This is a genomic window from Mycobacterium syngnathidarum (genome assembly GCF_001942625.1).
GTDB lineage: Bacteria > Actinomycetota > Actinomycetes > Mycobacteriales > Mycobacteriaceae > Mycobacterium > Mycobacterium syngnathidarum.
The window spans coordinates 296,052-321,431 of the sequence record NZ_MLCL01000062.1 but is presented as its reverse complement, the minus strand read 5'-3'; the positions used below and the strand labels follow the sequence as shown (position 1 = coordinate 321,431).

General features: G+C 64.9%; 28 protein-coding genes, 1 tRNA gene and 1 pseudogene. 11 read left to right on the top strand and 19 right to left on the bottom strand.

Going from position 1 to position 25,380, the window contains the following annotated elements; translation table 11 throughout:
• Positions 1-29: 29 nt before the first annotated feature.
• Positions 30-803 carry a VOC family protein gene (locus tag BKG60_RS17160; RefSeq protein ID WP_070944802.1) on the top strand — a complete coding sequence of 258 codons (774 nt, stop codon included), beginning with the start codon at positions 30-32 and terminating at the stop codon, positions 801-803.
• Here BKG60_RS17160 and BKG60_RS17155 read toward each other — a convergent pair.
• Positions 778-1,230, bottom strand: a complete 453-nt coding sequence (locus BKG60_RS17155; protein WP_070189229.1) for a cupin domain-containing protein — start codon at positions 1,228-1,230, stop codon at positions 778-780. The two genes, BKG60_RS17160 and BKG60_RS17155, sit on opposite strands and share 26 nt — an antisense overlap.
• Before the next feature lie 19 nt (positions 1,231-1,249).
• Between BKG60_RS17155 and BKG60_RS17150 the strand changes: the two genes are divergently transcribed.
• Together BKG60_RS17150 and BKG60_RS17145 are read left to right on the top strand one after the other, a co-directional pair.
• Positions 1,250-1,687 (top strand): hypothetical protein, encoded by a 438-nt coding sequence (locus BKG60_RS17150; RefSeq protein ID WP_070189228.1) that lies wholly within the window; start codon positions 1,250-1,252, stop codon positions 1,685-1,687.
• Positions 1,684-2,289 carry a GNAT family N-acetyltransferase gene (locus tag BKG60_RS17145; RefSeq protein WP_070189227.1) on the top strand — a complete coding sequence of 202 codons (606 nt, stop codon included), beginning with the start codon at positions 1,684-1,686 and terminating at the stop codon, positions 2,287-2,289. The genes BKG60_RS17150 and BKG60_RS17145 overlap by 4 nt, the downstream gene beginning before the upstream one ends.
• On the opposite strand, the gene BKG60_RS17140 is transcribed toward BKG60_RS17145, so the two are convergent.
• The 5 genes from BKG60_RS17140 to BKG60_RS17120 all read right to left on the bottom strand — a co-directional run bounded on the left by BKG60_RS17140 (position 2,286) and on the right by BKG60_RS17120 (position 6,967).
• A complete protein-coding gene (locus tag BKG60_RS17140) occupies positions 2,286-2,735 on the bottom strand; it encodes an Hsp20/alpha crystallin family protein (protein WP_070189226.1) in 450 nt (149 codons plus the stop codon). The two genes, BKG60_RS17145 and BKG60_RS17140, sit on opposite strands and share 4 nt — an antisense overlap.
• 320 nt (positions 2,736-3,055) lie before the next feature.
• Entirely contained in the window at positions 3,056-3,919 is an 864-nt protein-coding gene (locus BKG60_RS17135) for a winged helix-turn-helix transcriptional regulator (protein ID WP_070944888.1), read from the bottom strand.
• 34 nt (positions 3,920-3,953) lie between these two features.
• Positions 3,954-5,405 carry a carotenoid oxygenase family protein gene (locus tag BKG60_RS17130; protein ID WP_070944803.1) on the bottom strand — a complete coding sequence of 484 codons (1,452 nt, stop codon included), beginning with the start codon at positions 5,403-5,405 and terminating at the stop codon, positions 3,954-3,956.
• Between the two features lie 2 nt (positions 5,406-5,407).
• The gene (locus BKG60_RS17125; RefSeq protein WP_070944804.1) at positions 5,408-6,616 is read right to left on the bottom strand and encodes an acetyl-CoA acetyltransferase; all 1,209 of its coding nucleotides are present in this window, start codon (positions 6,614-6,616) and stop codon (positions 5,408-5,410) included.
• A 114-nt stretch (positions 6,617-6,730) separates the two neighbouring features.
• Entirely contained in the window at positions 6,731-6,967 is a 237-nt protein-coding gene (locus BKG60_RS17120; RefSeq protein WP_070944805.1) for a hypothetical protein, read from the bottom strand.
• A 312-nt stretch (positions 6,968-7,279) separates the two neighbouring features.
• Between BKG60_RS17120 and BKG60_RS17115 the strand changes: the two genes are divergently transcribed.
• Complete coding sequence (locus tag BKG60_RS17115) at positions 7,280-8,098, top strand: mycofactocin-coupled SDR family oxidoreductase (protein ID WP_075909788.1); 819 nt, start codon at positions 7,280-7,282, stop codon at positions 8,096-8,098.
• Between the two features lie 60 nt (positions 8,099-8,158).
• Here BKG60_RS17115 and BKG60_RS17110 read toward each other — a convergent pair whose 3' ends face one another.
• Positions 8,159-8,878: a DUF1326 domain-containing protein gene (locus BKG60_RS17110; protein ID WP_070944807.1), complete on the bottom strand. Its 720-nt coding sequence runs from the start codon at positions 8,876-8,878 to the stop codon at positions 8,159-8,161.
• Between the two features lie 106 nt (positions 8,879-8,984).
• Here BKG60_RS17110 and BKG60_RS17105 point away from each other — a divergent pair, with 106 nt between their 5' ends.
• The gene (locus tag BKG60_RS17105) at positions 8,985-9,422 is read left to right on the top strand and encodes a rhodanese-like domain-containing protein (protein WP_070944889.1); all 438 of its coding nucleotides are present in this window, start codon (positions 8,985-8,987) and stop codon (positions 9,420-9,422) included.
• Between the two features lie 14 nt (positions 9,423-9,436).
• Here the strand turns inward: BKG60_RS17105 and BKG60_RS17100 are convergent, their stop codons facing one another.
• The 3 genes from BKG60_RS17100 to BKG60_RS17090 all read right to left on the bottom strand — a co-directional run bounded on the left by BKG60_RS17100 (position 9,437) and on the right by BKG60_RS17090 (position 11,065).
• Entirely contained in the window at positions 9,437-9,964 is a 528-nt protein-coding gene (locus tag BKG60_RS17100) for a hypothetical protein (RefSeq protein ID WP_070944808.1), read from the bottom strand.
• Positions 9,951-10,898, bottom strand: coding sequence for an oxidoreductase (locus BKG60_RS17095; RefSeq protein WP_207549564.1), 948 nt, complete (start codon positions 10,896-10,898; stop codon positions 9,951-9,953). The genes BKG60_RS17100 and BKG60_RS17095 overlap by 14 nt, the downstream gene beginning before the upstream one ends.
• Before the next feature lie 94 nt (positions 10,899-10,992).
• Positions 10,993-11,065 (bottom strand) — tRNA-Arg (locus tag BKG60_RS17090).
• 937 nt (positions 11,066-12,002) lie between these two features.
• On the opposite strand from BKG60_RS17090, the gene BKG60_RS17080 reads away from it, so the two are divergent.
• The 3 genes from BKG60_RS17080 to BKG60_RS17070 are packed head-to-tail and all read left to right on the top strand — an operon-like array spanning position 12,003 to position 14,146.
• A complete protein-coding gene (locus BKG60_RS17080) occupies positions 12,003-13,301 on the top strand; it encodes an amidase domain-containing protein (RefSeq protein WP_165617772.1) in 1,299 nt (432 codons plus the stop codon).
• Entirely contained in the window at positions 13,298-13,732 is a 435-nt protein-coding gene (locus BKG60_RS17075) for a hypothetical protein (protein WP_131823378.1), read from the top strand. Before BKG60_RS17080 ends, BKG60_RS17075 begins: the two co-directional genes overlap by 4 nt.
• Positions 13,733-13,792: 60 nt before the next feature.
• Positions 13,793-14,146 carry a hypothetical protein gene (locus tag BKG60_RS17070; protein ID WP_070944811.1) on the top strand — a complete coding sequence of 118 codons (354 nt, stop codon included), beginning with the start codon at positions 13,793-13,795 and terminating at the stop codon, positions 14,144-14,146.
• Here the strand turns inward: BKG60_RS17070 and BKG60_RS17065 are convergent.
• The 5 genes from BKG60_RS17065 to BKG60_RS17045 form a co-directional block, all read right to left on the bottom strand.
• The gene (locus BKG60_RS17065) at positions 14,143-14,448 is read right to left on the bottom strand and encodes a WXG100 family type VII secretion target (RefSeq protein WP_070944812.1); all 306 of its coding nucleotides are present in this window, start codon (positions 14,446-14,448) and stop codon (positions 14,143-14,145) included. The two genes, BKG60_RS17070 and BKG60_RS17065, sit on opposite strands and share 4 nt — an antisense overlap.
• Complete coding sequence (locus BKG60_RS17060) at positions 14,445-14,738, bottom strand: WXG100 family type VII secretion target (RefSeq protein WP_070944813.1); 294 nt, start codon at positions 14,736-14,738, stop codon at positions 14,445-14,447. Before BKG60_RS17060 ends, BKG60_RS17065 begins: the two co-directional genes overlap by 4 nt.
• 319 nt (positions 14,739-15,057) lie before the next feature.
• Positions 15,058-17,151, bottom strand: a complete 2,094-nt coding sequence (locus BKG60_RS17055) for a hypothetical protein (RefSeq protein ID WP_131823379.1) — start codon at positions 17,149-17,151, stop codon at positions 15,058-15,060.
• A gap of 229 nt (positions 17,152-17,380) precedes the next feature.
• Positions 17,381-17,842 carry an SRPBCC family protein gene (locus BKG60_RS17050; protein WP_070944815.1) on the bottom strand — a complete coding sequence of 154 codons (462 nt, stop codon included), beginning with the start codon at positions 17,840-17,842 and terminating at the stop codon, positions 17,381-17,383.
• 128 nt (positions 17,843-17,970) lie between these two features.
• Positions 17,971-18,441 (bottom strand): MarR family winged helix-turn-helix transcriptional regulator, encoded by a 471-nt coding sequence (locus BKG60_RS17045; RefSeq protein ID WP_120764941.1) that lies wholly within the window; start codon positions 18,439-18,441, stop codon positions 17,971-17,973.
• 157 nt (positions 18,442-18,598) lie between these two features.
• On the opposite strand from BKG60_RS17045, the gene BKG60_RS17040 reads away from it, so the two are divergent.
• From BKG60_RS17040 to BKG60_RS17030, 3 genes are read left to right on the top strand one after another with little or no spacing between them, the layout of a single operon-like run.
• Positions 18,599-19,090: an MmpS family transport accessory protein gene (locus tag BKG60_RS17040; protein ID WP_083339248.1), complete on the top strand. Its 492-nt coding sequence runs from the start codon at positions 18,599-18,601 to the stop codon at positions 19,088-19,090.
• Positions 19,087-21,927: an MMPL/RND family transporter gene (locus BKG60_RS17035; protein ID WP_374243095.1), complete on the top strand. Its 2,841-nt coding sequence runs from the start codon at positions 19,087-19,089 to the stop codon at positions 21,925-21,927. Before BKG60_RS17040 ends, BKG60_RS17035 begins: the two co-directional genes overlap by 4 nt.
• Position 21,928: 1 nt before the next feature.
• Entirely contained in the window at positions 21,929-22,348 is a 420-nt protein-coding gene (locus BKG60_RS17030; RefSeq protein ID WP_070944817.1) for a hypothetical protein, read from the top strand.
• 17 nt (positions 22,349-22,365) lie between these two features.
• Here BKG60_RS17030 and hchA read toward each other — a convergent pair.
• The 4 genes and pseudogenes from hchA to BKG60_RS17010 form a co-directional block, all read right to left on the bottom strand.
• Positions 22,366-23,248, bottom strand: a pseudogene (hchA, locus tag BKG60_RS17025) (glyoxalase III HchA).
• A gap of 75 nt (positions 23,249-23,323) precedes the next feature.
• Complete coding sequence (locus BKG60_RS17020) at positions 23,324-24,025, bottom strand: anti-sigma factor (protein WP_070944818.1); 702 nt, start codon at positions 24,023-24,025, stop codon at positions 23,324-23,326.
• Positions 24,022-24,603 (bottom strand): sigma-70 family RNA polymerase sigma factor, encoded by a 582-nt coding sequence (locus BKG60_RS17015; RefSeq protein WP_070944819.1) that lies wholly within the window; start codon positions 24,601-24,603, stop codon positions 24,022-24,024. The genes BKG60_RS17020 and BKG60_RS17015 overlap by 4 nt, the downstream gene beginning before the upstream one ends.
• Before the next feature lie 2 nt (positions 24,604-24,605).
• Positions 24,606-25,373, bottom strand: coding sequence for a DUF1295 domain-containing protein (locus tag BKG60_RS17010; protein WP_075909799.1), 768 nt, complete (start codon positions 25,371-25,373; stop codon positions 24,606-24,608).
• Between the last annotated feature and the right edge of the window lie 7 nt (positions 25,374-25,380).

The following is a 25,380-nucleotide window of genomic DNA, read 5'->3' as shown; positions in this document are numbered from 1 at the left end:
ACTGTCCATTCGGTGAAGGAGCAATAATCGTGGTTACCCGTCAGAGCGCCCCGCTGGGCGCCCCCACCTGGATCGACCTGGCCACGTCCGACCTGGAGCGCGCCCAGCGGTTCTACGGTGCCGTGTTCGGCTGGACGTACGAGACCGGCGGCCCCGAGTACGGCGGTTACGTCACCGCCTCGGTCGACGGCCAAGTGGTCGCCGGCCTGATGCGCAACGACCCGCAGTGGAACGCGCCCGATGCGTGGACCACCTACCTGCACACCGCTGACGCCGACGCCACGGTGGCGGCCACCATAGCGGCCGGCGGAAGCAACTGCGGTGGCGTGATGGACATCCCGGCCAAGGGGCGGATGGCAATGATGACCGATACCGCAAGTGGGTTCTTCGGCATCTGGCAGCCGGGCGGGCATGACGGTTTCGCGGTTTTCAACGAGGCCGGCGCACCGGTGTATCACCAGCTGACCACCAGTGACTACGCGAAGGCGCTGGACTTCTACCGGGCGGTCTTCGGCTGGGACACCGAAGTCGTGTCGGATTCCGATGAATTCCGCTACAGCACTGCCAACTTCGACGGTGAGGCGCTCGTCGGGGTGATGGATGGATCGGCGTTCATTCCCGAGGGGGCTCCGTCGGCGTGGACCACCTTCTTCGGTGCCGAGGACGTGGACAAGACGATCGAGCTCATCGTCGCCAATGGCGGCTCGGTGGTCCGGCCGGCCGAGGACACCCCCTACGGACGGCTGGCCGCGGTGGCAGACCCGACCGGGGCCGGATTCAATCTGTCGTCGTTGCAGGGCTGAGCGCGAAGTCGGCGAAGTCGAAGCCCGGCACCACCACACAGCTGACCAGGGCGGGCTCATCGTCACGCGGCTTGGCGCGTTGCCAGTAGCCGGGCGGCACCAGCAGTTGCGGGTGCTGCCCGGCGGCGATGTCCGGACCCAGCAGAAGGCCTGTCGCGGTGTCTTTGTCCGCACCGATCTCCAGCACCAGCGGGCTGCCCCGATGGTGGAACCACAGCTCGGCGCTGCGGACCGTATGCCAGGCGGACTGTTGGCCGGGCATCAGCAGAAATAGGATCGCGGTCCCGGCGCTGCGCGGCCCCGAGTAGCCCGACGGCAGCGAGGTCTGGCTTACCGTCAGTTCGCTCCGCCACGTCTCGCGATACCAGCCGCCCTCGGGATGAGGCGCTAGATCGAGCTGTCTGGCCCAGTCGGGTAATTCGGTCACACCCGATAGTCTCGTCGCTATGGTTCGTCTGCGTCCAGGTTGGCGCGTGGCCCCGGGGTGGCTGGTAGCCCTGTGTGCCGCTGTCCTCGTGGTGGTGGCCTGGTTGCCATGGCTGACCACCAGTGCCAATGGCGGCGGCCGGGCCAACGCGATCGGGGGCGCGGTGGGCAGCATCGTGCTGCCACACGGATTCGGTGCCGGGCAGCTGATCGTCCTGCTCGGCGCCGGGCTCATCGTGGCCGGTGCCATGGCCGGGCGTGGCCTGTCGCAGCGCTGGGCTTCGGCTGCGGGACTGACGATTTCGCTCGCCCTGGTGGCGTTGACGGTGTGGTACTACACGCTCAACGTCCAGGGACCGGTGGCCGCGGGGTACGGGCTCTATCTCGGTGGCGCGATGGCGGTGCTGGCCGCCCTGTGCTCCGTGTGGTCTCTGGTGTCGACGTTGGGGCAAAGATGAGCGCATTCGTGTCGCCCGTGGAGCTGACCGGGCAGCGTTGGGTGAGGTTGGAACCATTGACGACCGGACACGTCCCGGAGATCGACGCTGCTGCTTCCGACGGTGAGTTGGCGTCGTTCTGGTACACCGCGCCACCGCGGCCCGGGGCCGCAGCCGAGTGGGTGCGCCACCTGCTCGAGCTGCGCAAGGCCGACGACGGCGTCAGCTTCGCCGTGCGCACCCTCGACGGCAGGTTGGTGGGCTCCACCAGTTATCTCAACGTCGACGCGCCCAACCGCCGACTGGAGATCGGGCACACCTGGTATGTCGCCGATGCCCGGCGCACCGGCGTGAATGCCGAAACCAAGCTGTTGATGCTGGGCCACGCTTTCGATGAGTTGAATTGCGTTGCAGTGGAATTCCGGACGCACTTCTTCAATTTCGCCAGCCGCACGGCGATCGAGCGGCTCGGTGCCAAGCTCGACGGTGTCCTGCGCAGCCATCAACTGTTGGCCGACGGGTCACGTCGTGACACTGTCGTCTACTCGATTCTGGACATCGAGTGGCCCGCGGTGCGGTCCAACCTGAAGTTCAGGCTGGACCGCCGCGGCGGGATCACCTAGTCCGCATCGACAGTGGTGGTTTCGATCGACTTGCGGTCGGCGCCATGCGCCACTTCGATCTTGCGGGGCCTGGCACGTTCGGCCATCGGGATCGTGACGGTGAGGACACCGTTCTCGTACGTGGCCGAGATCGCCGACGAATCGATTCCGTCGCCGAGCGACAACTGACGCCGGAAATTGCCGAAGAACCGCTCATTGGTGAGCCACTGCGCGGATTCTTCCGAACGGGCGGTTCGATGCGCTGAGATGGTCAGCGTTCCGTTGTCGACATTGACGTCCACCGACCCCGGATCCACCCCGGGTAGGTCGGCCGTCAAGACGTAGTGGTCACCGATTTTGCAGAGGTCCATCGGCATGAACCTGGGTGTGCGTGTCGACCCGGAATCACCTGACAGCAAACTCCTGGTCAGAACATCAAGGTCGCTGAACGGATCAAAACGAAGCACAGCAATTCACCTCCCGTACGATCTCAGAGCCCGCCACCCTGGCAGGCAGCCAATCACTGTGCACCGCCGATATTAGCACTCGACATAGGGGAGTGCCAGAAATTTTTGAAGTGATTTTGTGGCGGTTTGTGCATGTCAGCCTCGTGGCTACGGTGGCGGCGCTCGTAACAGCACAACCCCGGACCGTGAAATATGCGCAGGGTTCAACGCCGCCCCGAGCGGCGGATCCCATCGAGCGTGGAGCGGGGCCCGCCGATGCTGCCGTAGCGACGGCCGCGGTACAGAACAGGGGCGCGTAGCAACCGCGACGTCCGAGCCGGTCAGGCTGCCGACACCGTGGTTCCGGTGAGCTCCGCGCCGCATCGATCACACTTCAGAACAGGCGAGAAAGCGTGCCCGTGGCCGGTGTGCGTGAGGAGCACCGCCGGGCCTTCGGGAGCGGGGAACGCCCGCTGTGCCCAGGCCAGCGCCGTAACCAGCACGGGTAGGAATGCCGCGCCCTTCGGTGTCAGCCGGTACTGCGGGTCCTCGGCATCGGCGCTCAGAATCCCGTTGTCCCGGAACGTCTTCAGGCGGTCGGCGAGCGATCCCGGCGGGGCGGCGAGCGCCCGCTGAAACTCAGCGAACCTGGAGGTGCCGGTGAACGCAGCGACCAGGATCGCGAATGCCCAGCGGTTGCCCAGCGCGCTCATGGACTGAGGGAACAGGCCGGACGGGGAGTCGCGCCGATCGTCGACCGAGCGGCGCCGGGTCGTCACCGCGGGCAGCGACCGTGACCAGCCTCCGCTCGGCCCCCAGGCGGCGGTCACGTCGCCGGCCGCCGTCGGGTCTCCGCATCCGCCGCAACAGAGCACTGGCGAGAAATCCGCACCGCAGCTCAAGTGGTGCATCGCGGGCAAGGGCTCGCGGTGTTCGGGCACCCAGTGGCGTTCCCACGCCCAGATGGACACCAGCACCGGCCACAGCGCTCGTCCGCGCGGTGTGACGAGGTATTCGTCGCGGGGCGGCCGCTGCTGATACCGGTGACGTTGCAGCAGATCTTCTTTGGTGAGGAAGCGCAGGCGGCGGGTCAGCACCGAGTTTGAGATGGGCAGCCGCGCCGTGAACTGCCCGTAGCGGGTGGCGCCCAACAAGGCCTGTTGCATCACCAGCAGCGTCCACTCGTCGCCGACGAGACCCAGCATCTGTCCGACGGCGTTGGTGTCTCCGGCCGGGAGGTCAGTCACGCACCAGCCATCGGCGCAGCTCGTCACCTGGCGCCCAGGTGGAGTGGGTTCCGCTGGAAACTCGTTCCGGCAGAGCCAGTTTGCACACCGGCCCGTCGGCGACCCTGGCGGCCTCGAACACCAGGCAGTAGGACGCGTCGTCGTTCATGTCTGTGGTGATGGTGACCAGGTAGCCGTCGTCCTCGCTGCGGCTGCCCACACGAGGCGCCATCGCGGTCTCGCTGCCGTACACACCGTCATCGAAGGCGTAGCGCTGTTCCGATCCGGTGTGCAGGTCGTGGCGGACCAGCCCGTCGAACAGGAACCAGCCGGGCTTGCCGGTGGCGGCATAGGCGTAGCGGTAGTCGCGCCCGGCGTAGCCGGGGTTGATCATGCCGAATTCGGTGATGCTGTCGGATAATTGCTCTTCGCGGGTCTGGCCCGTGACGAGGTTGAACCGCCAGCGGTGCAGCCTGGTCTGCATCTTGTCCAGCGCCAAGGCCGGTGCGGCATGGCCCTGGAAAAACCCGTCGAGCACGATCTCGTCGCCGTCTTCGTAGGCGTTGGTGAAGTGCAGCACGTAAGTGGTGTCGGCTTCGAACCATTTGACGTCGCCGGCGGTTCCTCGGCGGGGGAGCACTGCGAAGCGGGACGGTATGTCGCGGTGCAGCTTCGGCAGGTGCACGTTCTTCTTGAGGAACTCGGCATCCCAGAACAACGGAAAGTCGTTGAGAATCACGTAGTTCTCGGTGAACGCCATGTCGTGCGGTAGCCGGGGCCCGGGCAGTTCGACGTCGACGTAGTGCACCAGTCGGTTGTCGGCGTCCACGACGCCGTAGTGCATGTACGGCGTTTGCTTGCCGTAGTTGAAGAACAGCAGTTCGCCGGTGGCGTGATCGGCCTTGGGATGTGCCGATACGCCCCATTCGGCAGGGAAGGCCCCGCCCCAGTCCTCCTTGCCGAGGTTGTCGCCGGTGCAGGGATCGACGCGGTACAGGTCGCCGCACTGGTAGAAGCTGGTGAGCGCCACCCCGCGGTGCACCGTCACGTCCGTGCTGGAGGCGTCTTTCATCAGCGTGCGGGCACCCCAGCCGCGGTCCCGCTTGGCCAGTTCGACGGGCTCGGCGATACCGGGCCACAACGGGCCGCCGGCCTCGTTTTCGGCCAGGAACCCATCGGTGCGGATGAACCTGTTGCGGTAGAAGGCTTTTCCCTCCCGGAACCCCACGATGTGCAGCATCCCGTCCCCGTCGAACGGGTGATAGGTCTGAAACGCCGGATGCAGCGGGTTCTCGGTGTTGCGGAGGTACACGCCGTCGATGTCGGACGGAATTTCGCCGTCGACGACTGCCAGATCGTCGGCGTCGAATTCGGTGGTCTGCGGCCGCCAGGCCCCGGTCCGGTAGGGGTGGGCGTCATCCTCGGGCAGCGTGGACAGGAACTTGGTCACGATCTCGGTGTGCATGTCTATTCCTTGCTCGTCACGACGAAGCTGACAGTGGTTGCGGTGCTGCCGCCAAAGTTCAAGGTGCCGAAGGCCTTTGCATCCTCCACCTGGTAGGGGCCGGCGGAGGCACTGACCTGCTTGGCGGCATCGAGCAACATCCGCACACCCGTTGCACCGACCGGGTGGCCGCCGCCGATCAGCCCGCCGCTGGGGTTGATCGGCAGCCGGCCGCCGATCTCGATCTCGCCGTTCTCGATGGCCTTCCAGGATTCACCGGGACCGGTCAACCCGATGTGGTCGATGGCCAGGTACTCGCTGGGAGTGAAGCAGTCGTGGACCTCGAACCCGTCGAGATCCTCCAGGCTCACCCCGGCACGGCCGAACGCGTCCAGCACGGCTTGGCGTACGTGCGGCAGTAGATACGGATCCGTCGCGCTCCGGTCGAGCTTTTGGCGCAGTCCGAGGCCGACTGTGGTGTGACCCCAACCGCCGACGCGAGCGACCGGGCGCGCGGTCGGGTGCGCACGGAGATAGGAGTCGCTGACCAGCACCAGCCCGGCCCCGCCGTCGGTCATCTGGCTGCAGTCGAACCGGCGCAGCCGACCTTCCACCACTGGATTGCCCGCGTCGTCGGAAATCGGAGTGGGTACCGTCCAGTCGCGAGTCTGGGCGTTGGGATTGGCTCGGGCGTTGCAGAAGTTCAATGCGGCGATGGCCCGGAGATGCTCGGCATCCAGGCCGTAGCGCTGGTCGTAGGCGTCGGCTACCCGGGAGAACATCGATGGCCAGACGAACTTGGCCTCCTCGGCTTCATGGCCGATCCAGGCCGCGGCGCCGAGGTGTGCTGCAGCGGTGTCGCCGGGCACCGTTTTCTCCAGCTCCAGTCCGATGACGAGGGCGCTGTCGTAAGCGCCGGAACGCAAGTCGGCGATGGCTCCGAGGATCGCGATGCTGCCCGACGCGCATGCGGCCTCGTGGCGGGAGGCAGGTATGCCCCAGAGGCCAGGATGGACCGTGGCCGGCATGGCGCCCAGGTGAGCTTGACCGGTGAACAGTGCACCGAAAGCGTTTGCGACGTGGACGACGCCGATGCCGGTGGGTTCGATTCTGGCGCTGTCCAAGGTGTGGTCGACGACCTCGCGGGTCAGCCCGGCGAAGTCGACCTGCTCGCGGGAGAGGTTGCGGGCGAAGTCGCTCTGGTAGCCGCCCAGAATCCAGACATCCTCCATGGCCGGCGACGCTACTACAACTAAGAGAGTGACTAGAGCGGTTGAAACAAATAACGCCGTGGCAGAAATCCGAGTTGGATTCCCGCCACGGCGTTACCCGTGGTTAAAGGCGGATCAGTCGTCCCAGCCGCCGTGTCCGTGGCCGTGCCCGCGGCCACGCCAGCCGTTGTCCCAACCATGCCAGCGGCCCCAGCCGGGACCTTCCACGCACGCCTGCACGTAGCCGTACGGTCCGGTCGCACAGATCTCAGGACCCGCCGACGCCGGAGCGGCAGCCGCGACCGCCACGCCGACCGGCACCGCCAGCGTGCCCAGCCCGATTGCCGCCACCCTCTTCAGTTTCGAACGCATCTTTCTTGCCTCCGGGTTTGTTAGCTGTGTACGAGCTCAAGACCCCCGTCTGTAGATAACATTAGTACAACTCATCATGTTCCTGGGAATCGCCTGGGACGTCGTCATACAGCAGATTTGCTCTCACGAAGCTCTTCCCGGTCAGGCTATTGAATTTATTTGCCAAGTGAAATTGTGATGACAAGGGGCTCCTCGGAGTGTTGCCAGCCGGCCGGTGTGACAGCTGCGTCGCATGGTGTGGCCGGGGGGCTCGACGAGTTTTGCCCGCTGCAGTGGTCTCCATCTAAGGACCGCACGACAGAAGGGGGACTCGTGGGTGCGCTGGACGGGAAAACGGCTCTGATAACTGGAGGGGCGCGCGGGCAGGGTCGCGCACATGCCAACGCATTGGCGCGCGAAGGCGCCGACATCGTCGTGTGCGACATCGCGGCTCCCGTCGCATCGGTGGACTATCCGCTGCCTACGCCGGCCGACTTGGAACACACCGCAAAGGAGGTGTCCGCCCTCGGCCGGCGCTGCACGGCGGTGATTGCCGATGTCCGCGACCTGTCTGCCATGCAGTCCCTGGTGGACAGCGCGGTCGCCGAGTTCGGGAGCGTCGATGTGGTGGTGGCCAACGCCGGGATCGCCAGTAGTGGGCCGATCGCGACCATGTCTGAGGGTCGGTGGCAGACCATGATCGACATCAACCTCACCGGTGTGTTCAACACGTTCCGCGCCGTGCTGCCGCATCTGATCGAGCGTCGGTCCGGGCGCGTCGTGGCCACGTCGTCGATCGTGGCGGGCACCGGAGCCACCAACTCTGGTCACTACGCGGCGACCAAGGCCGGTGTGGTGGCGCTGGTGAAGTCGGTGGCATACGAGGTTGCCGAGTACGGCATCACGGTCAACGCGGTGCTGCCGTCCGGGGTGAACACGCCGATGATCCACAACCCGGCGACCTACAAGGTGATCCGGCCGGACCTGGAGAATCCGGGTCTCGACGATGTCGAGGAGATGTTCGCCCAAGGCCGGCCGCGGCCGGGTCTGCTTGAGCCGCAAGACGTCGCCGATGCCGTGCTCTACCTGGTCTCGGATCGGGGCCGACTGAAGACCGGGGAGTCGATGATCCTGTCGAACGGCTTGAACTGACAGTACTGATCGAGACCGGGCGGAGGTCCCAGGTGCCTCCGCCCGGTCTCGGTGACCGATTCAGCAGCCGCAGGTGCAGGACGACGAAAGCTGCGCTTCCCCGTTCGCGTCACCGGAATCCGCGGTCTCTGTCCCGGGGCGCCAGTCGAACGGGAAGTGCTTGCTCGAACCGCCACTGTGCTCATGTGACCAGTCGAAGCCCACAGCGTGGTCCTCCTTGACCACGCCCCACGTGGCGACCTGGCCCGGCCCGACCTCGGCGCCCGGCGCATTGATCGTGGTCACCCGCCGGTTCGGGTCAGCCGTCGGGCCGGTCAGGGCCTCCACCAACAGGTCGACCTTGCCGGGAATCTCAGCGCGCCAGTAGGCAAGGTCATCGGCGGCCTCGAATCTGATCGGGGCGTATTCGATGCCGCGCATCTCCTCGATCAGGCTGCCGAATTCTGCCGGCCAGCCGCCTTCCTTGCCCGTGAAGATGCGTTCGAGTGCATCGCGCTGAGCGGCATTGCCCTTTTCATCGATGTAGAACATCAGCTTCATGGTGGCGTTCGGGTCGCCGATCCACATGTTGCCGGCGAACTCACCGAGCGCGATCACGCTGAGACCCGCCAAATCGGTGTCGCCGTAATGCCCTTCGCGAACGTGCCACACCAAGGTGAACAAGCAATCTCCGTGCGTGGGCTCCTGGGCGAAGCTGCACGGGCAAGGCAACTTGCAGCTGCACACGTCGAACCATTCTCCGCGCAAATGCCAATCGACCTGTGTCGACGAAGTCGTCATCGATCCCGCTCCTTCCGTTGAATACCCCCAGGGGGTATATGACGCAGCGACCGTAACATCGGCGAACTCGGGTGTGCAAGTACCCCCTAGGGGTATGATTGGCGCCATGTTCACTCGGATGCGCGACGCGGCATTGACCGCAATCGTCTCGACGTCCCTGGCCTCCTGCGCTGCATCGACCGGTCCGCCGGCGGCTGCTCCCGCCGGATCCGGCGTGGTGGAGGTCGCTGATCATCGACTGGTCGGCGTCGACGAATTCGCCACCACCATCGGAAAATCCGAGACACTGACGATCAACGTGCACGTGCCGTACCAAGGCGACATCCCGGGTACGGATCTGTCGATTCCATTCGATCGGATCGTCGAGCAATCCGATCGGTTGCCCACAGATCGCGATGCCATGATTGCGATCTACTGCCGCACCGGACCCATGAGCGCAACGGCCGCGACAACGCTGAAGTCGTTGGGATACACCGATGTCGTCGAACTCGACGGTGGAATGAAAGCCTGGCAGGCCAGTGGTCGTCCGCTCGTCGGCAACTGAGTCGGTCTGTGCAGTTATCCGTCCGAGGACAGGGTGAGCAGACGGCGCAGGATCCACACGACCCGCGCAAGCGACGCCACGGCGGCGAAGGCCGCCCACATGATGATCGCCTGTAGCCACCAGTAGCCGTTGTGGACGTTGGCGTCGGTCGTCAGCCCGACGAGCGCTGCGATGAACAATGCGAACAAGGTCGGCAACGCCGTGACGAATGCGGCACCCACCCGACGTTTGTCGTCGGCGGGCAACAGCTTGTCCACCGTGGTCATCGGTGCTCGAAGCAGGTTCACCAGGATGGAGATGCTGGTCAGGGTGAACCCGCCCATCGTGGCGGCCACGGTCGCCAGGATCTGGTATGCGGTACGGCGGGCGTCATGGGGAACCTCTGTGAGCGCCCATGGCAGCCAACCGGCCCGGCCCAGCAGCAGCCAACCGCCGACCACCGCCAGGGCGAGCAGCCAGTCCGCCCACTGATGACGAACCCAGTTGTGCTGCAGCCTTTCCCGGATGCTGAACTGCAGGACGGGGCGCTTATTCGCGTTCATCACCGGGAACCTCGATCAGCGTGTCGGCATAGTGCGCGGGCACACCCGGAACGGCCGGCACAGCCGACAGCAGATAGTCACGGTTGCGGGTCAGCGACTGCCGCAACAGCTCTCGCGCATATGCGGTTGATCGCTCCGGATCGTTCAAGCGGTCGGCATCGACGCGGGTCTTCTCGACGAACTTGTCTTCGAGCAGGTCGACCGATTGCGGGGTACCGCTGATGGATCCGACGACACGTGCACTTTCGAACTCCGACAGCGCTCCCGAACCCCGCAGGGCGTCGATCAGTTCGCGGATCCGCCGGCGGATCGCCTCCTTCTGTGTTCCGGTGCCTCGGCGGCCCACCGAGATCCCGATGCGGACGACGCCATCGTGGGCCAGCGCGCGGGCACCGTCGAGCGCCTGAACCCAGTCACCGCCGACCAGCTCGCGGTTGATGCGATCGGCCGGGATCGCGACGTCCACCCGCGACACACTCATCTCGTCGAGCGCCTGGTCGAGGTTCTGGGTGAGCACCGGCTCGATGCCGACTGCGATCTCGAGCTTGTGCTCGAGATAATCGGCCAACCGCCGGGCCCGTGGGCCGTCACCGCTTGTCAGCATGGCAACGATGTTGCGCTCACCGAACAGGCAATACGTCGGTTCCAGCAGGCCCTCATCCGGGGTCAGCCCGATCGCGCGCCGAGCGCCGGCGGCGCTGCCGATACTGGGCAGGTTCTCCCGCCGTACCTTGTCCAGGATCAGCATCCGGTCGTCACGCGTGCCGTGGGCGATCAGCAGCATCCCGTCGGGGCAGCGGCGGTAGCGGTTGCGGTCCTCGGCCTCAGCGCAGCTGAGACGCCGAACCACTTGCTCGGCTGGAAACTCACCGGGCAGGGCCGCACCGTCCGGCTGCAACAGCCGCCAATACTGCACCGTGCGGTTCACTGCCATCCCCCTGAACGTCGATCTGCTGATGACGCTACTGGGGCGGGCCGACAAGATCGGGGAGTCGCGGAACCTCAACCGAGGTCATACGGCAATTCAGTGCCCCCGGCAGGATTCGAACCTGCGACACCGGCTTTAGGAGAGCCGTGCTCTATCCCCTGAGCTACGGGGGCTGTGACCTATCGAGATAGGTGTCGAAAAACCCATAGGGACGACTCATGGTAGTCGGACGACGTGGATTCGGCGGTATCGGGTCTCCTGGGCGTGGTGCCGGTGCGGTTGACGGGGCTGGTGTGCCCGGCGGGATGGGTGTGGCGGCGCCGAGCGTTGAACTGTCCCATCGGGGTGGCTCAGGCGGCTGGAGATTGTTGGCGTCGTTGGTGAATGTGGTTGGCGATTACGTTGCGGCACAGGACGAATCCGATCGTGACGCTGCGTTGTCGGGTGGCGGAGCGTGCGGTGATGCGGCCGCCGTAGAGCGTGCGGTCGAGGGTGTTGTTGCATGCGCGCGGGACCGGTTGGAATCGTGGATGAAAACCCTGAGGCCGAATCTCCGGGGCGTCGAATTCGTGTTTCGTGCGGTCTTGCCATTGGTTCTGCACGCCCGGGGTTGTGAGGGCACACGTACCGCTCTCGCAGAGCGCCTATGACGTCGGGAAGGTGTCGGGTCGGTGACATCGGTCGGCTGAAAATTGCAGGCAACTCGGTGACCCGGGACATGTGCCAACATGTCCCACAACACGCAGGTTCCGAGGCAAATCTGATCGGGTAGAGGGTCTCCCCGTCGACGCTGCCAAACGCCGCATGGTGTCATCTGTGCCGCAGCGCCCCGTAGCCCAAGGTTCACCGGCTTGGTCCGCCGTATCCTGAAGCAAACTGGTGCTGACGTTCTCGACAGAGATTTGTCGCCGGAACCGATCCGAAGGGCCTCGGTTGCCGAGTATTCAGCGTTGTCCGAAGGTGGAGTCTTCCGAACGATACCGGCAACTCTGCCGGCGAGTGATGAGCCATCGTGGGGACTGGTCGCCGAGGTCGGCGCCCGGCGGATCTCGCGTCCGCGGCGTCCAGTTGCTGTCGAGAGGGGTCTGTGTCCTGCGGTGTACCGTACCGATGTCTTCGTTCGCCGCGTTGGGGGGATCGATTGTGGTGACGTTCGCTGACTTGCGTGATGCCAAGCCGCAGCTCTGGAGTACCGCTGCTCAAGATCTGCGCAAGGCCGCTCAGCAGTGCGAGCGGGTCGTCGGCGATATCTACGACAACGGTGTCCAACCGCTCAAGGAGAGTTGGGCAGATCATGTGGGTCAACTCGCGGTCGAGGTGTTGAAGAATAATGCAACGAAAGCCCAGACAACTTCGGTGCTGGCCCGTGCTGGCGTTGAACCTGTCGATGCGCTCGCCAACGCGGTGCTCACGGCGCAGAGCGAGTTGGAGAACGGCATTCACCTGGCCGAGTCAAATGGTCTGAAGGTCGATCCGGTCAGCGGGAAGGTGTCGCTGCCGAGATCTCTGGGCGCAGAAGCAGACCCGGTGGCCATGTTGATGACCATGAGTAAGGCGCAGGGGCTCATCGACGATGCGATCGAGGCGGCCACCCAAGCCGACAACCTGTGCTCGGATGCGTTGCGAGCAGCCAACGAAAACGCTGCCAATCCAGAGACCACTGTGGAGCAGGCGCAGGAAGTGCAGAGCGGAAACGTCAAGCGGGCTCTGGAGGAGATCCGCAACACGTTGCCTGATGGTCTATCTCCATCTGAGGTTGCGGCATGGTGGAACGGGTTGACCCCGAAAGAGCAATTCGACCTTCAGCGTGCGGTGCCGGTCGAGCTGTCCGACTTGGAAGGCATCCCGGAATCAGTGAAGTCACAGTTGGCCAATGATGGCCGCGGCTACAACCCTGTCGAAACAGTCAGGTGGGCGATAGATAACGCTCACAACGACGGACTGGACAGGCTGGACAATAACTGCACGTTGTTCGCTTCCGAGGCGTTGCGTGCTGGGGGCTTGGACGAGAAAGACGGACAGTGGAGCAAGCGGGACTGGCTGAACCCCGTGCCCGATATCCCCGGGTTGAACGGCAAGGACCTTGACGGCCAGCGCTACACCACGTCCTGGTACAACGCCGACCAACAGCGAGACTTCTTCTTGCACAACGGTGGGTCGGAGGTCTCGCTGCCCCAGGCGAGACCCGGTGACGTCATCTACTTCAATTGGGCCGACCCTGAGCTGCATAACGGCGAGGTCAGCCACCACACAGCAGTAGTGACTGCTGTTTTGCCCGATGGGGAGGTGCTGTATACCCAGCACACCCCGGGTGCACTGAATTACGGCTACGAGAGCCGGTTGCCCGTCAGGGCGCAAGAAGAGGGTGGGGCAGGCGTGACGATCGTTCGGCCGAAGGAGACCTGGTGAACGCCTCAGCAACACGCCATCTGTCCAAGCTACGCCATCCGCGCTGGTGGTTTGTGGCGTCAGGGTTGTTGCTGGGCGGTTCTCTGGTGACGATATATCTGGGCTCGCGGCGTATCTCGCAGTGGGTGAGCACAATTGAAGCTGCGGATTGCCTCCCGCCGTGGCCTCGCGTTCCCGAGCTTGGTGGCATCGGATGGACCGCGGTCTGTCTCGCGATTCCCGCCGTCCTTTGCTTGATCATCGGGCTGGTGCTTTTCCTCACTGGCCAGCGCAGGATCTGGGTGAAGGCTGTTGTGACGCTGGCGGGGATATGCGTTTTGCTGGTGGCACTGGTGGTGATGGCCATGGGATATACCGACGCCACCCAGGAGATCGATCGATATACCGTCAGCGGCAGCGCCGGGGGGCCGCTGTGTCCAGCATCCGGATAAGCATGTGCACACAGAGATCTATGACGGGGTTGTTCATTTGCTTTCAGGAGACACCGATTCATGAGTGACGATGACCTGAACATCGAACCCGGTGCCGTGGCCTCCAGTGGCCAGCGGTTGACCGATTTGGCTACGGCAGCCAAGACGCAGAACGCGACATATTTCACGTCGCAGGGGCCGGCAGCGGCCGGCAATCCCGGATTCTCCGCGGGTGCTGCGCTGACGGCTTTCGCGCAGACCCTGCATTCGAAAATGGACGGGTTTGTCGACGAATTGGCTCACAACGGCGAACAAGTCGTCGCCTCGGCCCGCTCGGTGCAGCAGGTCGATGCTGACACCGCCAACGGGTTCAACCGGGAGATGGCCGCGCTCAACGGACTATCCCAACAGCCCCGACCTCCTACCGGCCGCTAGAGCTGCGTGCCGGCGTCGTGGAGGCGGGTGGCGGCGTCGGTATCGCTGTTGCGGTAGGCCGTGGAGGCTAGCTGCAGTGCTTGGGCCTCGTCGGTCAAGCCCTGAATCATCAACCGGAAGCCTTCGTTCCACTCATCCCAGGCGGCTTGGCAGGCATCGGCGCCCGCGCCGGTCCACCCGCTGCTGAGCAGATCGGTCATCCGTCCGGCCAGTTTCATGTGCCGATCGATCAACTGATTGGCTACCGAGTCGGCGAATACCGCGTGCTGCTCGAGTTCGTCGGCGGTGACCCTCAGGCTCATGAGAACCTCGCCTTGTTGGCTGCGATGGCCTCCTGAAAATTGCGATGGGCCGCGGCGGAGGCGTGATGCAGACCTTTGATGCCGTCGGAGAGCAGTTGTGCGCCTTTGGCCCACTCGGCTTGGGCTTGTGCGTGCTTGACGGCGCCGTCACCTTCCCACCGGGTATGCAGACTGGCGACCCGGCTTTCCAGCGCGGCGATCTGCTGCTCGATTTCGCTGTCGAAACTCGCCAGCTCGGCGATCATCTGGTCCAGGGACCCGAGGTTCAGTTTTACTTGTTCGTTGCCCACGGTGCTCTCCCCTCACCGAAACTGTCCCGCCGTCCCCGCGTTCCGGAATCCGCCCCTGCGCGTTCCGGAACGCCCCATCCGGCGCGCCCCGACCTGCATCGTCGGGGGTTCTCGACAGGTCCCCGGGGGCGGTGACCTATCGAGATAGGTGTCGAAAAACCCATAGGGACGCTTCATGGTAGTTGGCCAAGGGCCAACTGGTGGCATCGGGGCGCCCGCCGAGGAGGTTCCTGGGCGTGTGTTACCGGCTGGGAGGTAAACGGCCTGCCGGAAGCGGTCGAGGCTACGCGGTGAACGTCGGTGGCCTCGACGAGGGCGTTCAGCACATCGGGAATGACGAACACTTGGGTCCCTTTGTCTTTGGCCGTTCGGGCGCCTGACGGGGGCCCGAATCAGCTCGCGGAGCCTCGCGTTGTGGCGGGGCCTGCCGCTCAGGCTTCTGGCGAACCGGGGCCTCACGTTGTGGCGGTGCCTGCCGCTCGGGTTGTTGCCAAGCCGGAGCCTGACGCACCGGGGCCTCAGGTGCCGGGGCAGGTGTTTGCGCCGGCGGTTCCGGAGCGGGCTTCTGCCGCGGTGCTTGCGGTTCGGGGCGCTGTTGCGCCGGTTCCCGGCGGGCCGGCGCCTCCTGCGCGGGCGCTTCCCGTGCCGGTGCTTCCTGCACCGGTGCCTCACGAACAGGGTTGTCCCGGCGTGGTGTCGAGTCCTCGCGGGGCGGTGCCACCTCGGGGCTGGGCGGACTCGCCGGTTTCGGATCGGCCGGTGGCGTCACCGCAGGGTGATCCGGTCTCAGCTCGGACGGCGGAGCCCCGGCACGGTCAGGTGCGTCCTTCTTCGGGTCGCCGGGTATCTGCCCGGGGGACCTGTCGGGGCCCAATCCCGGGGTGACGTTGTCCGGTTTCGGCAACCGATTTTCCCGCGGCTTGTCGGCGTCGGGTGGTGTGTAGGCGGGCGCCGGGTCCAGTTTGGGCGCGGTGAACCCGGGTTTCACCTTCGACGGCGGCGTAGCCGGCGCCGGTGCGGTCAATGCCGGTGGTGCAATGGATGTTTCGTTTCTGGTCTTGAGTGTGTCGGACTTGTCCTTGAGCGTCGACAGCTGAGGCGGCCCGGTGAGGACGGTGACCGGACGGGTGAGTTCTTTGGTGAAGTCACGGGCGGATTTGTCCGCGAGGTCCTTCATCAGCGGCCCGGAGACACGTTTCACCTTGTCGTTCGAGATGAACTGCGTCAGTGAGGCATTCAGGTTCACCACTGGGGACGAGAGGCGAATATCCACCTTGATGCCCCGGTTTGGGGCGGGCGGCGCCCAGTCGCGGTTGCGCGGATTGTGCCAATCCCGGTGCCGGTTCCAGTCCCGGTACCGATCCGGGTTGAACCCGTGGGCCCGATCCCACTGTGCGCGGCGGTATACCGGATTGTGTAGGTGGAACTTCCACTGGTAGTACAGCCGGTACGGGTGGTGGCGGTCGTACCAGTCCCGTCTGCGTGGGTCACCTGGGTGGTTGCGGCGCTGGCCCCATTCGTTCCAGCCATTGCGGTCCCAACCGTGGCGGTCGTAGCCGGCCCAGTTGTACCCGGCCCAGTTGTACCCCCAGCGGTCATAGCCCCAGCGGTCGTAACCCCAGCGGTCGTAACCCCAGCGGTCGAAGCCGAGGAAATCGAAGCCGTACCGGTTGTAGCCGCCGAGGTCGTAGTTGTACCAACCGCCGGGGTTGTAGCCGTAGAGCCGGCCCCAAGACGGGTCGTAGTAGCCCAGGTTGTTCAGGTTGGGCGTCATCGGCGGGTCGATGGGCTGCGGCCAATCGGCTATCGGGGATTCCGGAATGCCGGCCGGTGCCGGGATGTAGTCGTCGGGTGCGCCGTATCCCCAAGTGGGCGCGGCTGCGCTGGTCAGTGCCACAGCGTCCGGCTGCTGAGGAGCGGCGGCCGGTGGTGCCGGAGGCGGGGCGGGCAACGGTGCGAGTCGGAGCACCGAATCGGGCGTGTACTGCAGAAGTTGTTGTGTCAGTTGGAGATAGAGATTCTGCAAACTGGTTCGTTCAGGTGACGGCGACACGTGGTCCAGGCCTTGCTTGGCCTGGTTGAGTGCGGTGCGCGCGTCGGTCAGCTGATCCGGTGTGGGCTGCTGCCCGCTCCCGAGGATGTCCTGTGCCTTCTTCAGGTCGTTGACGACGGCGGTCAGGGCAACGTCTTGCGCATGGTCGGGGAAGATCGCCTTCTGCACTCCCCACAAGGTGCCGCCCGGTGAGGACTTGTACGTCGCACCGAGCAGTCCGGCGACGAGCAGCACGACCAATCCGGAGGCGATGGCGGCCTTGCCTCGGCGTGACCGGGGGACGAATCTGCGGCGCGGCGGTAGTGGCTCGGCGGGTTGCAGGGACCTCAGGTCCACGGGTGGGGGGATGAGTGCAGTCATGTCGACCTCCTTGATGACGACCAGTGACCTGGTCACATCGCTCCCGACCGCGTGATTTCCAGATGTTCGGGCGTCGATGAACGACGCCCGTATATATGCCTAAGCAAAATTAAGCATAACTAAATTCCAGCCGGCGTCACCATAGCCGCCCGGCACGTCTGGCCGGATTCTCATCGATACACAGCTCGCGCACAGGTGCGGCCACGGCGCCCACGTCGGGCGCGGACCGCTACTGCCCTGAGGTCTCGACGACCGCCTTGATGCGTTCCAGCGTCTTGCGCATGTCGCGAATATTGCGGCGGGTGCGGAGTTGCCCGCCAAGGAGTGAGAAGACTGTGGTGAACGCTCCTGGGGTCATCCGGAAGGATTCGGTGACATCGGTGTCGGCTCCGGCGGGTTCCAGCCGGTAGTGCCAATTGTTGACCGACCGGTCGCCGACGAGCACCGCGAAGCCGAACTCACGCCCGGGCTCGCAGGCGGTCACCTCGCAGGTCGTCCAATAGACGGGCCCGATCTCGTTGCGCTTGACGTGTCCGCGGAACCGGGCGCCGGTTGCAGGGCCGGTCGCACCGCCCAGCCATTCGGCCTCCATCACCTCCGGCGAGAACTTCCCGGTGTTGCGTACGTCGGAGATGAGTTCCCAGATGCGGTCCGCCGGTGCGGACATCCGCACGGTTACCGAGCCTTCCATGGACATCTGTGCGCCTCCTGGGTCGGCGTCAACGTAGCACCGGTGGGGGCCGGGACTACGTGTTTCCCGGGGTTCGCAGCGATGGTGGCCGGTGTGATTGTCGACGGGTGCAGGTCTCGGGCATCACCCTAGCCGCCGGTGCCGTCGGGGGAGTCGGCGATCTCGCGCATCTGATCGACCAGTCGGGCCGAGACCTGCGCGGCCAGCCACAGCGTCGTCTGGTCCTCTTCGGGCAATCCGGCCAGCAACTCGGCGATGCGTTGCTTGCGGACAACCGCACGTTCCTCCCACAGTTGCCTGCCGCCCTCGCTGACCTTCACCAAGCATGCCCGGCCGTCGTCGGGATCGCTGCAACGCTCCAGCAGCCCTTGGCTTTCCAGGCGTTGCACCAATTGCGTCATGCCCGACTGGCTGGCGCCCTCTGCCTCGGCGAGGGCGGTGACCCGCATCGGGCCCTCCCGGTTGAGGCGGACCAGAACCAGCGTGGCGCTCGCGCTCAACCCCTTGCGGTCGGCGAGATGGCGCCACATCAGGTCGGCGCTCGCCACGAGCATCGCCGAAACCGCTTCCACGCTGCTGTCGGTGGGTGTGCTGGCCACGGCCCATTTATATCACTAACGGGAAATAAAATAGCAATCATGCGCGCCGAAGGTTTCGTAGAAGCGCCGGAATCTGCCTGTAAGACTGCTGTGAATGTGAGGGATGGGTGGTGGGTGCCTTGAGAAATGATTCCTATATGCGATATATATGTCCGTCATGATCGGGGAGCAACCCACGAACGCACGTGGTCGAGAACTCCGCAGGGTGGGTCGCAAACCGCGCAGCCTGACCGTCCTGGAGAAGGGATGGCTCCCGCTGGTGACGGTTATCGCCGTCGGTGTGGGCGGGCTCGGGGTCTGGAAGGTGCATCAGCTGTCAGAGCCGGGACCGGTGCCGACGGTGCTCGCCGCGCAGGCTCCTGAACAGTTCACTCCCAAACAGCTCACGTATGAGCTGTTCGGAACCATCGGCAACGGTGGGCTCGTGAGCTACGTCGACATCGACGGACATCCGCACCGGGTGGATCTCGCCGAGCTGCCGTGGACGCACACCGAGACGACAACGCTCACTGTCGTGTCCGGCAGCATGTCGGCACAGGTCAACGGCGGTGAGGTGGGTTGCCGGATGTTGGTCAATGGCGTTGTGCGCGACGAACAGTCATCCACTCACTCAGAAGCCGACGTCACGTGCCGGGTGAAGTCCGCGTGAGCAGCCACCGGGCGAGCCGGCCCTTCGTCGCGCGATCCGTGCGCGTCCTCGCCGTGCCGATCATCGTGTTCTGGGCGCTGCTGGCCGTCACCACCAACACGTTCGTCCCACAGGTCGAGCACGTCGCCGAACAATTGGCGGGCTCGATGATCCCGAGTTACGCCCCGTCCCAGGTCGCGATGCTGCGCATCGGGGAGAAGTTCCAGGAATCCACCTCGACCAGCCTGACCATGCTGGTGTTCGAGGCCGACCGGCCCCTCGACGATGGCGATCACCGGTACTACGACGACCTGATGAACCGGCTCAAGCAGGACCCCGAGCACGTGCAGTACGTGATGGATCTGTGGGGCAAGCCCATCACCGCGGCTGGTGCCCAAAGCGTGGACGGCAAGGCAACTTTCGTACTGTTGCGTTTGGCCGGCAACATCGGGCAACTCCAGGCGAACGAGTCGGTGAACGCGGTGCGCGACATCATCGCCGACGACACGCCGCCGCCCGGGCTCAAGGTCTACGTGAGCGGCGCGGCGCCGCTGGCATCGGATACCCTGACGATCGCCAATTCCAGCCTCAACAACATCACAATCCTGACGATCATCCTGATCGTGATCATGCTGCTGGTGGTCTACCGCTCGGTCGCCAACCTGCTGGTTCCTCTCGTCAGCGTCTTGATCGAAATGCTTGTCGCCAAGGGCGTTATCGCGACCCTCGGGCACTTGGGCGTCATCCCGCTGTCGTCGTTCGCGGTGAACATCGTGGTGGCATTGACGCTCGGGGCCGGCACCGACTACGGCATCTTCCTGCTGGGCCGCTACCAGGAGGCCAGGCAGGACGGCGAGAGTCGCGAAGACGCGTTCTACACCGCCTATCGCAGTGTCGCCCCCATCATCATCGGCTCCGGACTGACCATCGCCGGCGCCTGTTACTGCCTGAGCCTGGCTCGGCTGGACTACTTCCACACGATGGGACCGGCGGTCGCCATCAGCATGCTGTTCACCATCGCTGCGGCCCTCACTCTCGCGCCGGCGCTGCTCACGTTGGGCAGCCTGTTCGGGCTGTTCGATCCGAAGCGGATGGCCAAGGGGCATCTGTACCGCCGGATCGCGACAAGCGTGGTGCGGTGGCCCAAACCTGTCTTCGTCGCAAGTGCCGCCGTCGTGATGATCGGCGCGATCTTCGTACCCACCTTCAAGGTCAGCTACGACGATCGCGCTTACCAACCTGCCGATGGCGCAGCCAATCTCGGCTTCGAGGCCTCTGATCGGCACTTCTCGCAGAGCAAACTGTTCAGCGAGATGCTGATGGTCGAGAGCGACCACGACATGCGCAACTCGGCCGACTTCATCTCGCTGGACCGTGTCGCCAAGAGCCTGATCCGGCTCCCCGGTGTCGCCATGGTGCAGAGCATCACCAGGCCGCTGGGCCGGCCGCTTGAGCACGCCACGATTCCCTACCTGTTCACCACCCAGGGCAGTGGCAGCGGCCAGCAGTTGCCGTTCAACGAGCAGCAGAACGAGAACACCGATAAGCAGGCCGAGATCCAGGCGCGTTCGGTCGAGGTGCTGCAGAAGGTGATCGGGCTGACCCAGCAGATGGCCGACGAACTGCATTCCACGGTGCTGACCTTGGAGAACCTCAAACAGGTGACCGACGACATGAACGCCGGCATCTCCAACCTCGACGACTTCCTGCGGCCGTTGAAGAACTACTTCTATTGGGAACCGCACTGTTTCGACATCCCCGCGTGCTGGGCGATGCGATCGCTGTTCGACTCGCTCGACGGCATCGACAGCCTCGACGCTCAGATCGCCGACGCCGTAACCTCGTTCGAAGCCATCGACCGGCTGCTGCCACAGATGATCTCGCAGTTGGAACACATGATGGCCGACAGCCGCTCGCTGCTGGGCGTCATCACCAACAACTACGGCCCGGCGCATCTACAGTCCACCCAGACCGACCAGACGTACTACGACCTGATCAACGTGGGCAACGACTTCGACCAATCCCGCAGTGACGACTTCTTCTACATCCCCAGGGAGGCCTTCGACAACGAGGACGTCAAGACCGGCATGGAGCTGATGATGTCGCCGGATGGCAAGGCCGCCCGCTTCATCGTCACTCATGAGGGAAACGCCATGGGGCCCGAAGGGATCGACCACGTCGAACAGTTCCCCGGCGCGATCAAGGCTGCGCTCAAGGAGACCTCGCTGGCCGGTTCGAAGATCTACATCGGCGGCGCGGGCTCGAACAACAAGGACATCAAGGCCTATGCGGCCTCGGATCTGCTCATCGTGGCGATCGCCGCGTTCGTCCTGATCTTCCTGATCATGCTGTACCTGACCCGGAGCCTGGTCGCGGCCATGGTCATTCCGGGCACGGTGGCGTTCTCGTATGCCGGCGCGTTCGGACTGTCAATCCTGGTGTGGCAGCACCTGATCGGGCTGCACCTGCACTGGCTGGTACTGCCGCTGACCTTCATCATCCTGGTGGCGGTCGGCTCGGACTACAACCTGCTGCTGATCTCGCGGGTCAAGGAGGAGTCGGGCGCGGGCCTGAACACCGGGCTGATCCGTGCCCTCGGCAGCACCGGCGGCGTGGTGACCTCTGCCGGTCTGGTGTTCGCGTTCACCATGTTGGCGATGTTGATCAGCGATCTGCGCACCATCGGCCAGGTGGGCTCGACAGTGTGTATCGGCCTGCTGCTCGACACGCTGGTCGTGCGGTCGTTCGTGGTGCCGTGCCTGTTGCGCTTCCTGGGTCCGTGGTTCTGGTGGCCTACATTCATCCGGCAGCGGCCGCTGCGGCAGCCACTGCCCCAGCACCAGCGCGTGGAGGCGTGACGTGACGACCTCGACTCTGTATGGCATCCTGTCGATCGTCTTCTTCGCGCTGATCTGGGTGTTCGCCGTCGTGGCTTTCGTGTTCACGAGGAAGATGAGGGGCCACGCCCACGTCACCTCGAAGCTCGCCATCGGCACCCTGTCGGCAACGTTGCGCAAGGTCCGGAAACGCGAAGCGCTCACGGAAGACGAACTGGCCCTGGCCCGGCAGGTGCTCGCCGACCGCGGCAGCATCCTGGCGCTCGCCGTTCCGGCCACGCTGTTCTGCATCGGATGCTTCTACGTCTTCGGCAGCCTCGAACAACTGCACGGACGCACTCCGTCAGAGCGCACGTTTCTCGGCGTCTTTCCGATGATCACCTCTACCAACATGGCGTTGCAGATCCTCAGGAGTGCGCGCCTGAAGCGGCGGCTCCCGTGATCGAGCCGGCCGATCGGTCAGGCATCGTGCTCCCGCCCGAGCGCGTCGAGCATGCAGTTGACGGCCAGTTTGCCCAGCGCGTCGGAGGCCAGCGGGCTGTCGCCGGTGAGCAGACGGCGGTCTTGGTGCACGGTGCCGGCCATCTCGTCGTTGACGATCGTGAGTCCTTGCTTGGCGAGTAGGTCGGCAACCAGCCACTGCAGGCGCCCGGGCAGGTAACCGATGTCGATGTTGGGTCCCTCGTCGAGCGAGTCGGGGAACACACACCGAGTATCCGGCCAACGGCGACTGGTCCCTGCCGATGCTCGCGGCCAGCAGGGCGGCCGGTCCGTGGCACAGGGTGATGATGAACCGGCCGTGATCCAGTGCCCAGTCCAGGGTCTGACCTACCGCCTCGCTGCCCGGCAATCCGACGACGGCGCCATGGTCGCCGGGAATGAAGACCGCCAGATAGTCGGAGGCCGCCTTGAGGTCCGCGACGACCTCGGTGAGCTTGAGAGGTTCTTTGAGTTTGGGCTTGAGGGTCTCGTAGGTCGCCAGAACGGCCTGGTCTTCGTGGGGCATGGCCCACAATTCCAGCTTCGCCGGGTACCCGGAGATGGTCGCGACGTCGACGTCGAACCCAGTCTGCATCAGATGGTGCAGCGGCAGCAGCATCTCCACCGGATGGTTGCCGGTGGAGAACATCTTTCCGTTCTGGCACAAGACATATCGCTCTTCGGTAGCGATCATCAGTACCTTCCACCGGCCCTCGGTGTAGGCACCTGCGTGTTCGACGCCGGCGAAGTCGGTTTTGGCCGCGGTGTACTGACTCAACGAGTAGGGCGACGGGAAGTACGCGTTGTACTCGGCCTGATCCGGTGTGGGTGCCTTGCTGAGGTCGTCTGCTGCTTGTGACATGGTTTTCACCACTTCCTATTCCCGACTCGGTGCGGTGAGGTCAGTAGTACCCGGCGTTCAGCGACCTCACGCGTGTCACCGCAGCGGCAGCTCGGCGAAGACAGGTGTGGTCGGCGTCGTCGAACCACTGCCAGGCTCGACGGTGAACGCCAGTGCCGACGCGTCGCCGAGGTCGGGGAGCACCGCGGTGGTCGACGGCGCGACGGCTGCCGAATCCATGGTGCCTGCCGATTCGGCCTCGTCCCCACGTAGCAGCCACATTTGATAAACCGTGCCGGTTTCTGGGGGCGTGACGCCATTCATCACCAGCACCCCGGCGTTGCGTTCGCGGGAAAAGACGACAGTCGCGGTACCGCCGGTGGGAATCGACCCGGACACGGTCCGGACGTCGGGGGCGGCGAAGATCTGCTCGGCCGTCGTGGTCTGTGGGCTGGGCCTCAGTGCGAAGCCGATGCCGACGCCGGCCAGGGCGATGACGATGGCTGCTGCAGCCGCCAGCGCCGCGTTACGCCAGCGTGGTGCCGGCCGCAGCTCGCGCACCGAGACCGCTGCCAGTAGTTGGTCACGTAGACCTGCCGGTGGCTCCAGGGCTGTGGCACCGGCCACCTGTGCCATGGTTTCCTGCACGTCGCGCACCTCGGCGGAGAACTGGGCCGCGACCTCGGGAGAAGCAGCGGCCAGGCGCTGTTCGATGTCGGCGCGCTCGCCGTCGGACACGGCGTGCAGCGCATACGGGGTGGCCAGCTCGAGCAGTTCGGAGTCAACCGGTTCGGTCATGCCGCCCCCAGACAATTGCGCAGTCCGCGGAGAGCATCACGCATACGGGACTTGATGGTGGCCAGATTGGCCGCCAGCCGCTGCGACACCTGGCTGTAGGTCAGACCGTCGTAGTAGGCGAGGTGGATGCATTCGCGCTGGGCATCGGTGAGCGAGGACAGACAGTCGGCGACCCTGCGCTGTTCGTCCTGGGTGATCACCGAGTCCGCGACGTAGTCGGCGGCCGGTTCCATGCTGGTCATCCCATAACGGGACTCACGTTGGCCGGCAGCTTGCTCGGCGCGGACCCGGTCCACCGCTCGCCGGTGGGCCAGTGTCATCAGCCACGCCATCGGAGATCCTGCGGTCGGGTCGTAGCTGTCGGCCGTGCGCCACACCTGCAGGTAGATCTCCTGGGTGGTTTCCTCGCTGTATCCCCGGTCCCGAAGAACCCGGGTGACCAGGCCAAACACCCGCGACCGCGTATGGTCGTACAGTTCGGCGAAGGCGTCGACATCGCGTCGGGCCACCCGCCGCAGCAACGCGTCGAGTTCGGCGGTCACCCACAGCAGCCTAGCGACCGGGGCGTGCGCCGTCATGTTTATCCAGATCTCGGTGGCATCGGTATGAAAAACGCAGTGCGCGAACGGTATTCCTCGAACCCCGGTCGGCCCGCCATATGCTTCTCGGCCAATCGGGCGCCGGTCGCGTACACCAGGAAGTACGTCATCAAGACCGGGGACAGCACCGTCGCGAGTGACAGCCAGCCGCAGATGGTCACCAACCACAGCCCCCACCAGACGCAGCTGTCGCCGAAATAGTTGGGATGGCGGGTCCAGGCCCACAACCCGCGATCCATGATCACTCCCCGGTGGGCCGGGTCGGATTTGAACCGGCGCAGCTGATGGTCTCCGACCGCCTCGAACACCAGCCCGACCACCCAGATCAGCACGCCCGCGATCAGGACCGGTCGCAGCACGCTCGGAGTCGGCCCCAACGTCGACGACAGCTGCACCGGCAGTGCGACGAACCAGGTTGCCGCCCCCTGGATGACAAACACCTTGCGCAGCACGTGAGCGGCCGAATAGTCGCCACCCAAGAGCTCCTCGTAGCGAGGATCCTCGCCCTTGCCCGCGGACTTGAGCACCATGTGCCAGGACAGCCGGCCCGCCCAGACGGTGATGAGCACCAACAGTAGGATGCGTCGGAAGAGATCGCCGGCACCGAGAACTGCGCTGACGGCGGCGACCGCGATGAACCCGATGCCCCAGGCCACGTCGACGACGTTGTACCGCCCGAGGCTTCGGCCGATGAGGAACGTCACCCCGTGCACCACGGCGAGTGCGGCCAGCGACACCGCGGTAACGATCAGCACG

Coding starts and splice junctions, on each gene's coding strand:
- BKG60_RS17100 (WP_070944808.1), bottom strand. CDS start 9,964: ATGAACGCGAATAAGCGCCCCGTCCTGCAGTTCAGCATCCGGGAAAGG.
- BKG60_RS17095 (WP_207549564.1), bottom strand. CDS start 10,898: ATGGCAGTGAACCGCACGGTGCAGTATTGGCGGCTGTTGCAGCCGGAC.
- BKG60_RS17015 (WP_070944819.1), bottom strand. CDS start 24,603: ATGACGGCGCACGCCCCGGTCGCTAGGCTGCTGTGGGTGACCGCCGAA.
- BKG60_RS17145 (WP_070189227.1), top strand. CDS start 1,684: ATGAGCGCATTCGTGTCGCCCGTGGAGCTGACCGGGCAGCGTTGGGTG.
- BKG60_RS17120 (WP_070944805.1), bottom strand. CDS start 6,967: ATGCGTTCGAAACTGAAGAGGGTGGCGGCAATCGGGCTGGGCACGCTG.
- BKG60_RS17125 (WP_070944804.1), bottom strand. CDS start 6,616: ATGGAGGATGTCTGGATTCTGGGCGGCTACCAGAGCGACTTCGCCCGC.
- BKG60_RS17065 (WP_070944812.1), bottom strand. CDS start 14,448: ATGAGCCTGAGGGTCACCGCCGACGAACTCGAGCAGCACGCGGTATTC.
- BKG60_RS17050 (WP_070944815.1), bottom strand. CDS start 17,842: ATGGAAGGCTCGGTAACCGTGCGGATGTCCGCACCGGCGGACCGCATC.
- BKG60_RS17135 (WP_070944888.1), bottom strand. CDS start 3,919: ATGCTGGGTCTCGTCGGCGACGAGTGGACGCTGCTGGTGATGCAACAG.
- BKG60_RS17150 (WP_070189228.1), top strand. CDS start 1,250: ATGGTTCGTCTGCGTCCAGGTTGGCGCGTGGCCCCGGGGTGGCTGGTA.
- BKG60_RS17040 (WP_083339248.1), top strand. CDS start 18,599: ATGATCGGGGAGCAACCCACGAACGCACGTGGTCGAGAACTCCGCAGG.
- BKG60_RS17105 (WP_070944889.1), top strand. CDS start 8,985: ATGTTCACTCGGATGCGCGACGCGGCATTGACCGCAATCGTCTCGACG.
- BKG60_RS17110 (WP_070944807.1), bottom strand. CDS start 8,878: ATGACGACTTCGTCGACACAGGTCGATTGGCATTTGCGCGGAGAATGG.
- BKG60_RS17020 (WP_070944818.1), bottom strand. CDS start 24,025: ATGACCGAACCGGTTGACTCCGAACTGCTCGAGCTGGCCACCCCGTAT.
- BKG60_RS17055 (WP_131823379.1), bottom strand. CDS start 17,151: ATGACTGCACTCATCCCCCCACCCGTGGACCTGAGGTCCCTGCAACCC.
- BKG60_RS17080 (WP_165617772.1), top strand. CDS start 12,003: ATGTCTTCGTTCGCCGCGTTGGGGGGATCGATTGTGGTGACGTTCGCT.
- BKG60_RS17130 (WP_070944803.1), bottom strand. CDS start 5,405: ATGCACACCGAGATCGTGACCAAGTTCCTGTCCACGCTGCCCGAGGAT.
- BKG60_RS17070 (WP_070944811.1), top strand. CDS start 13,793: ATGAGTGACGATGACCTGAACATCGAACCCGGTGCCGTGGCCTCCAGT.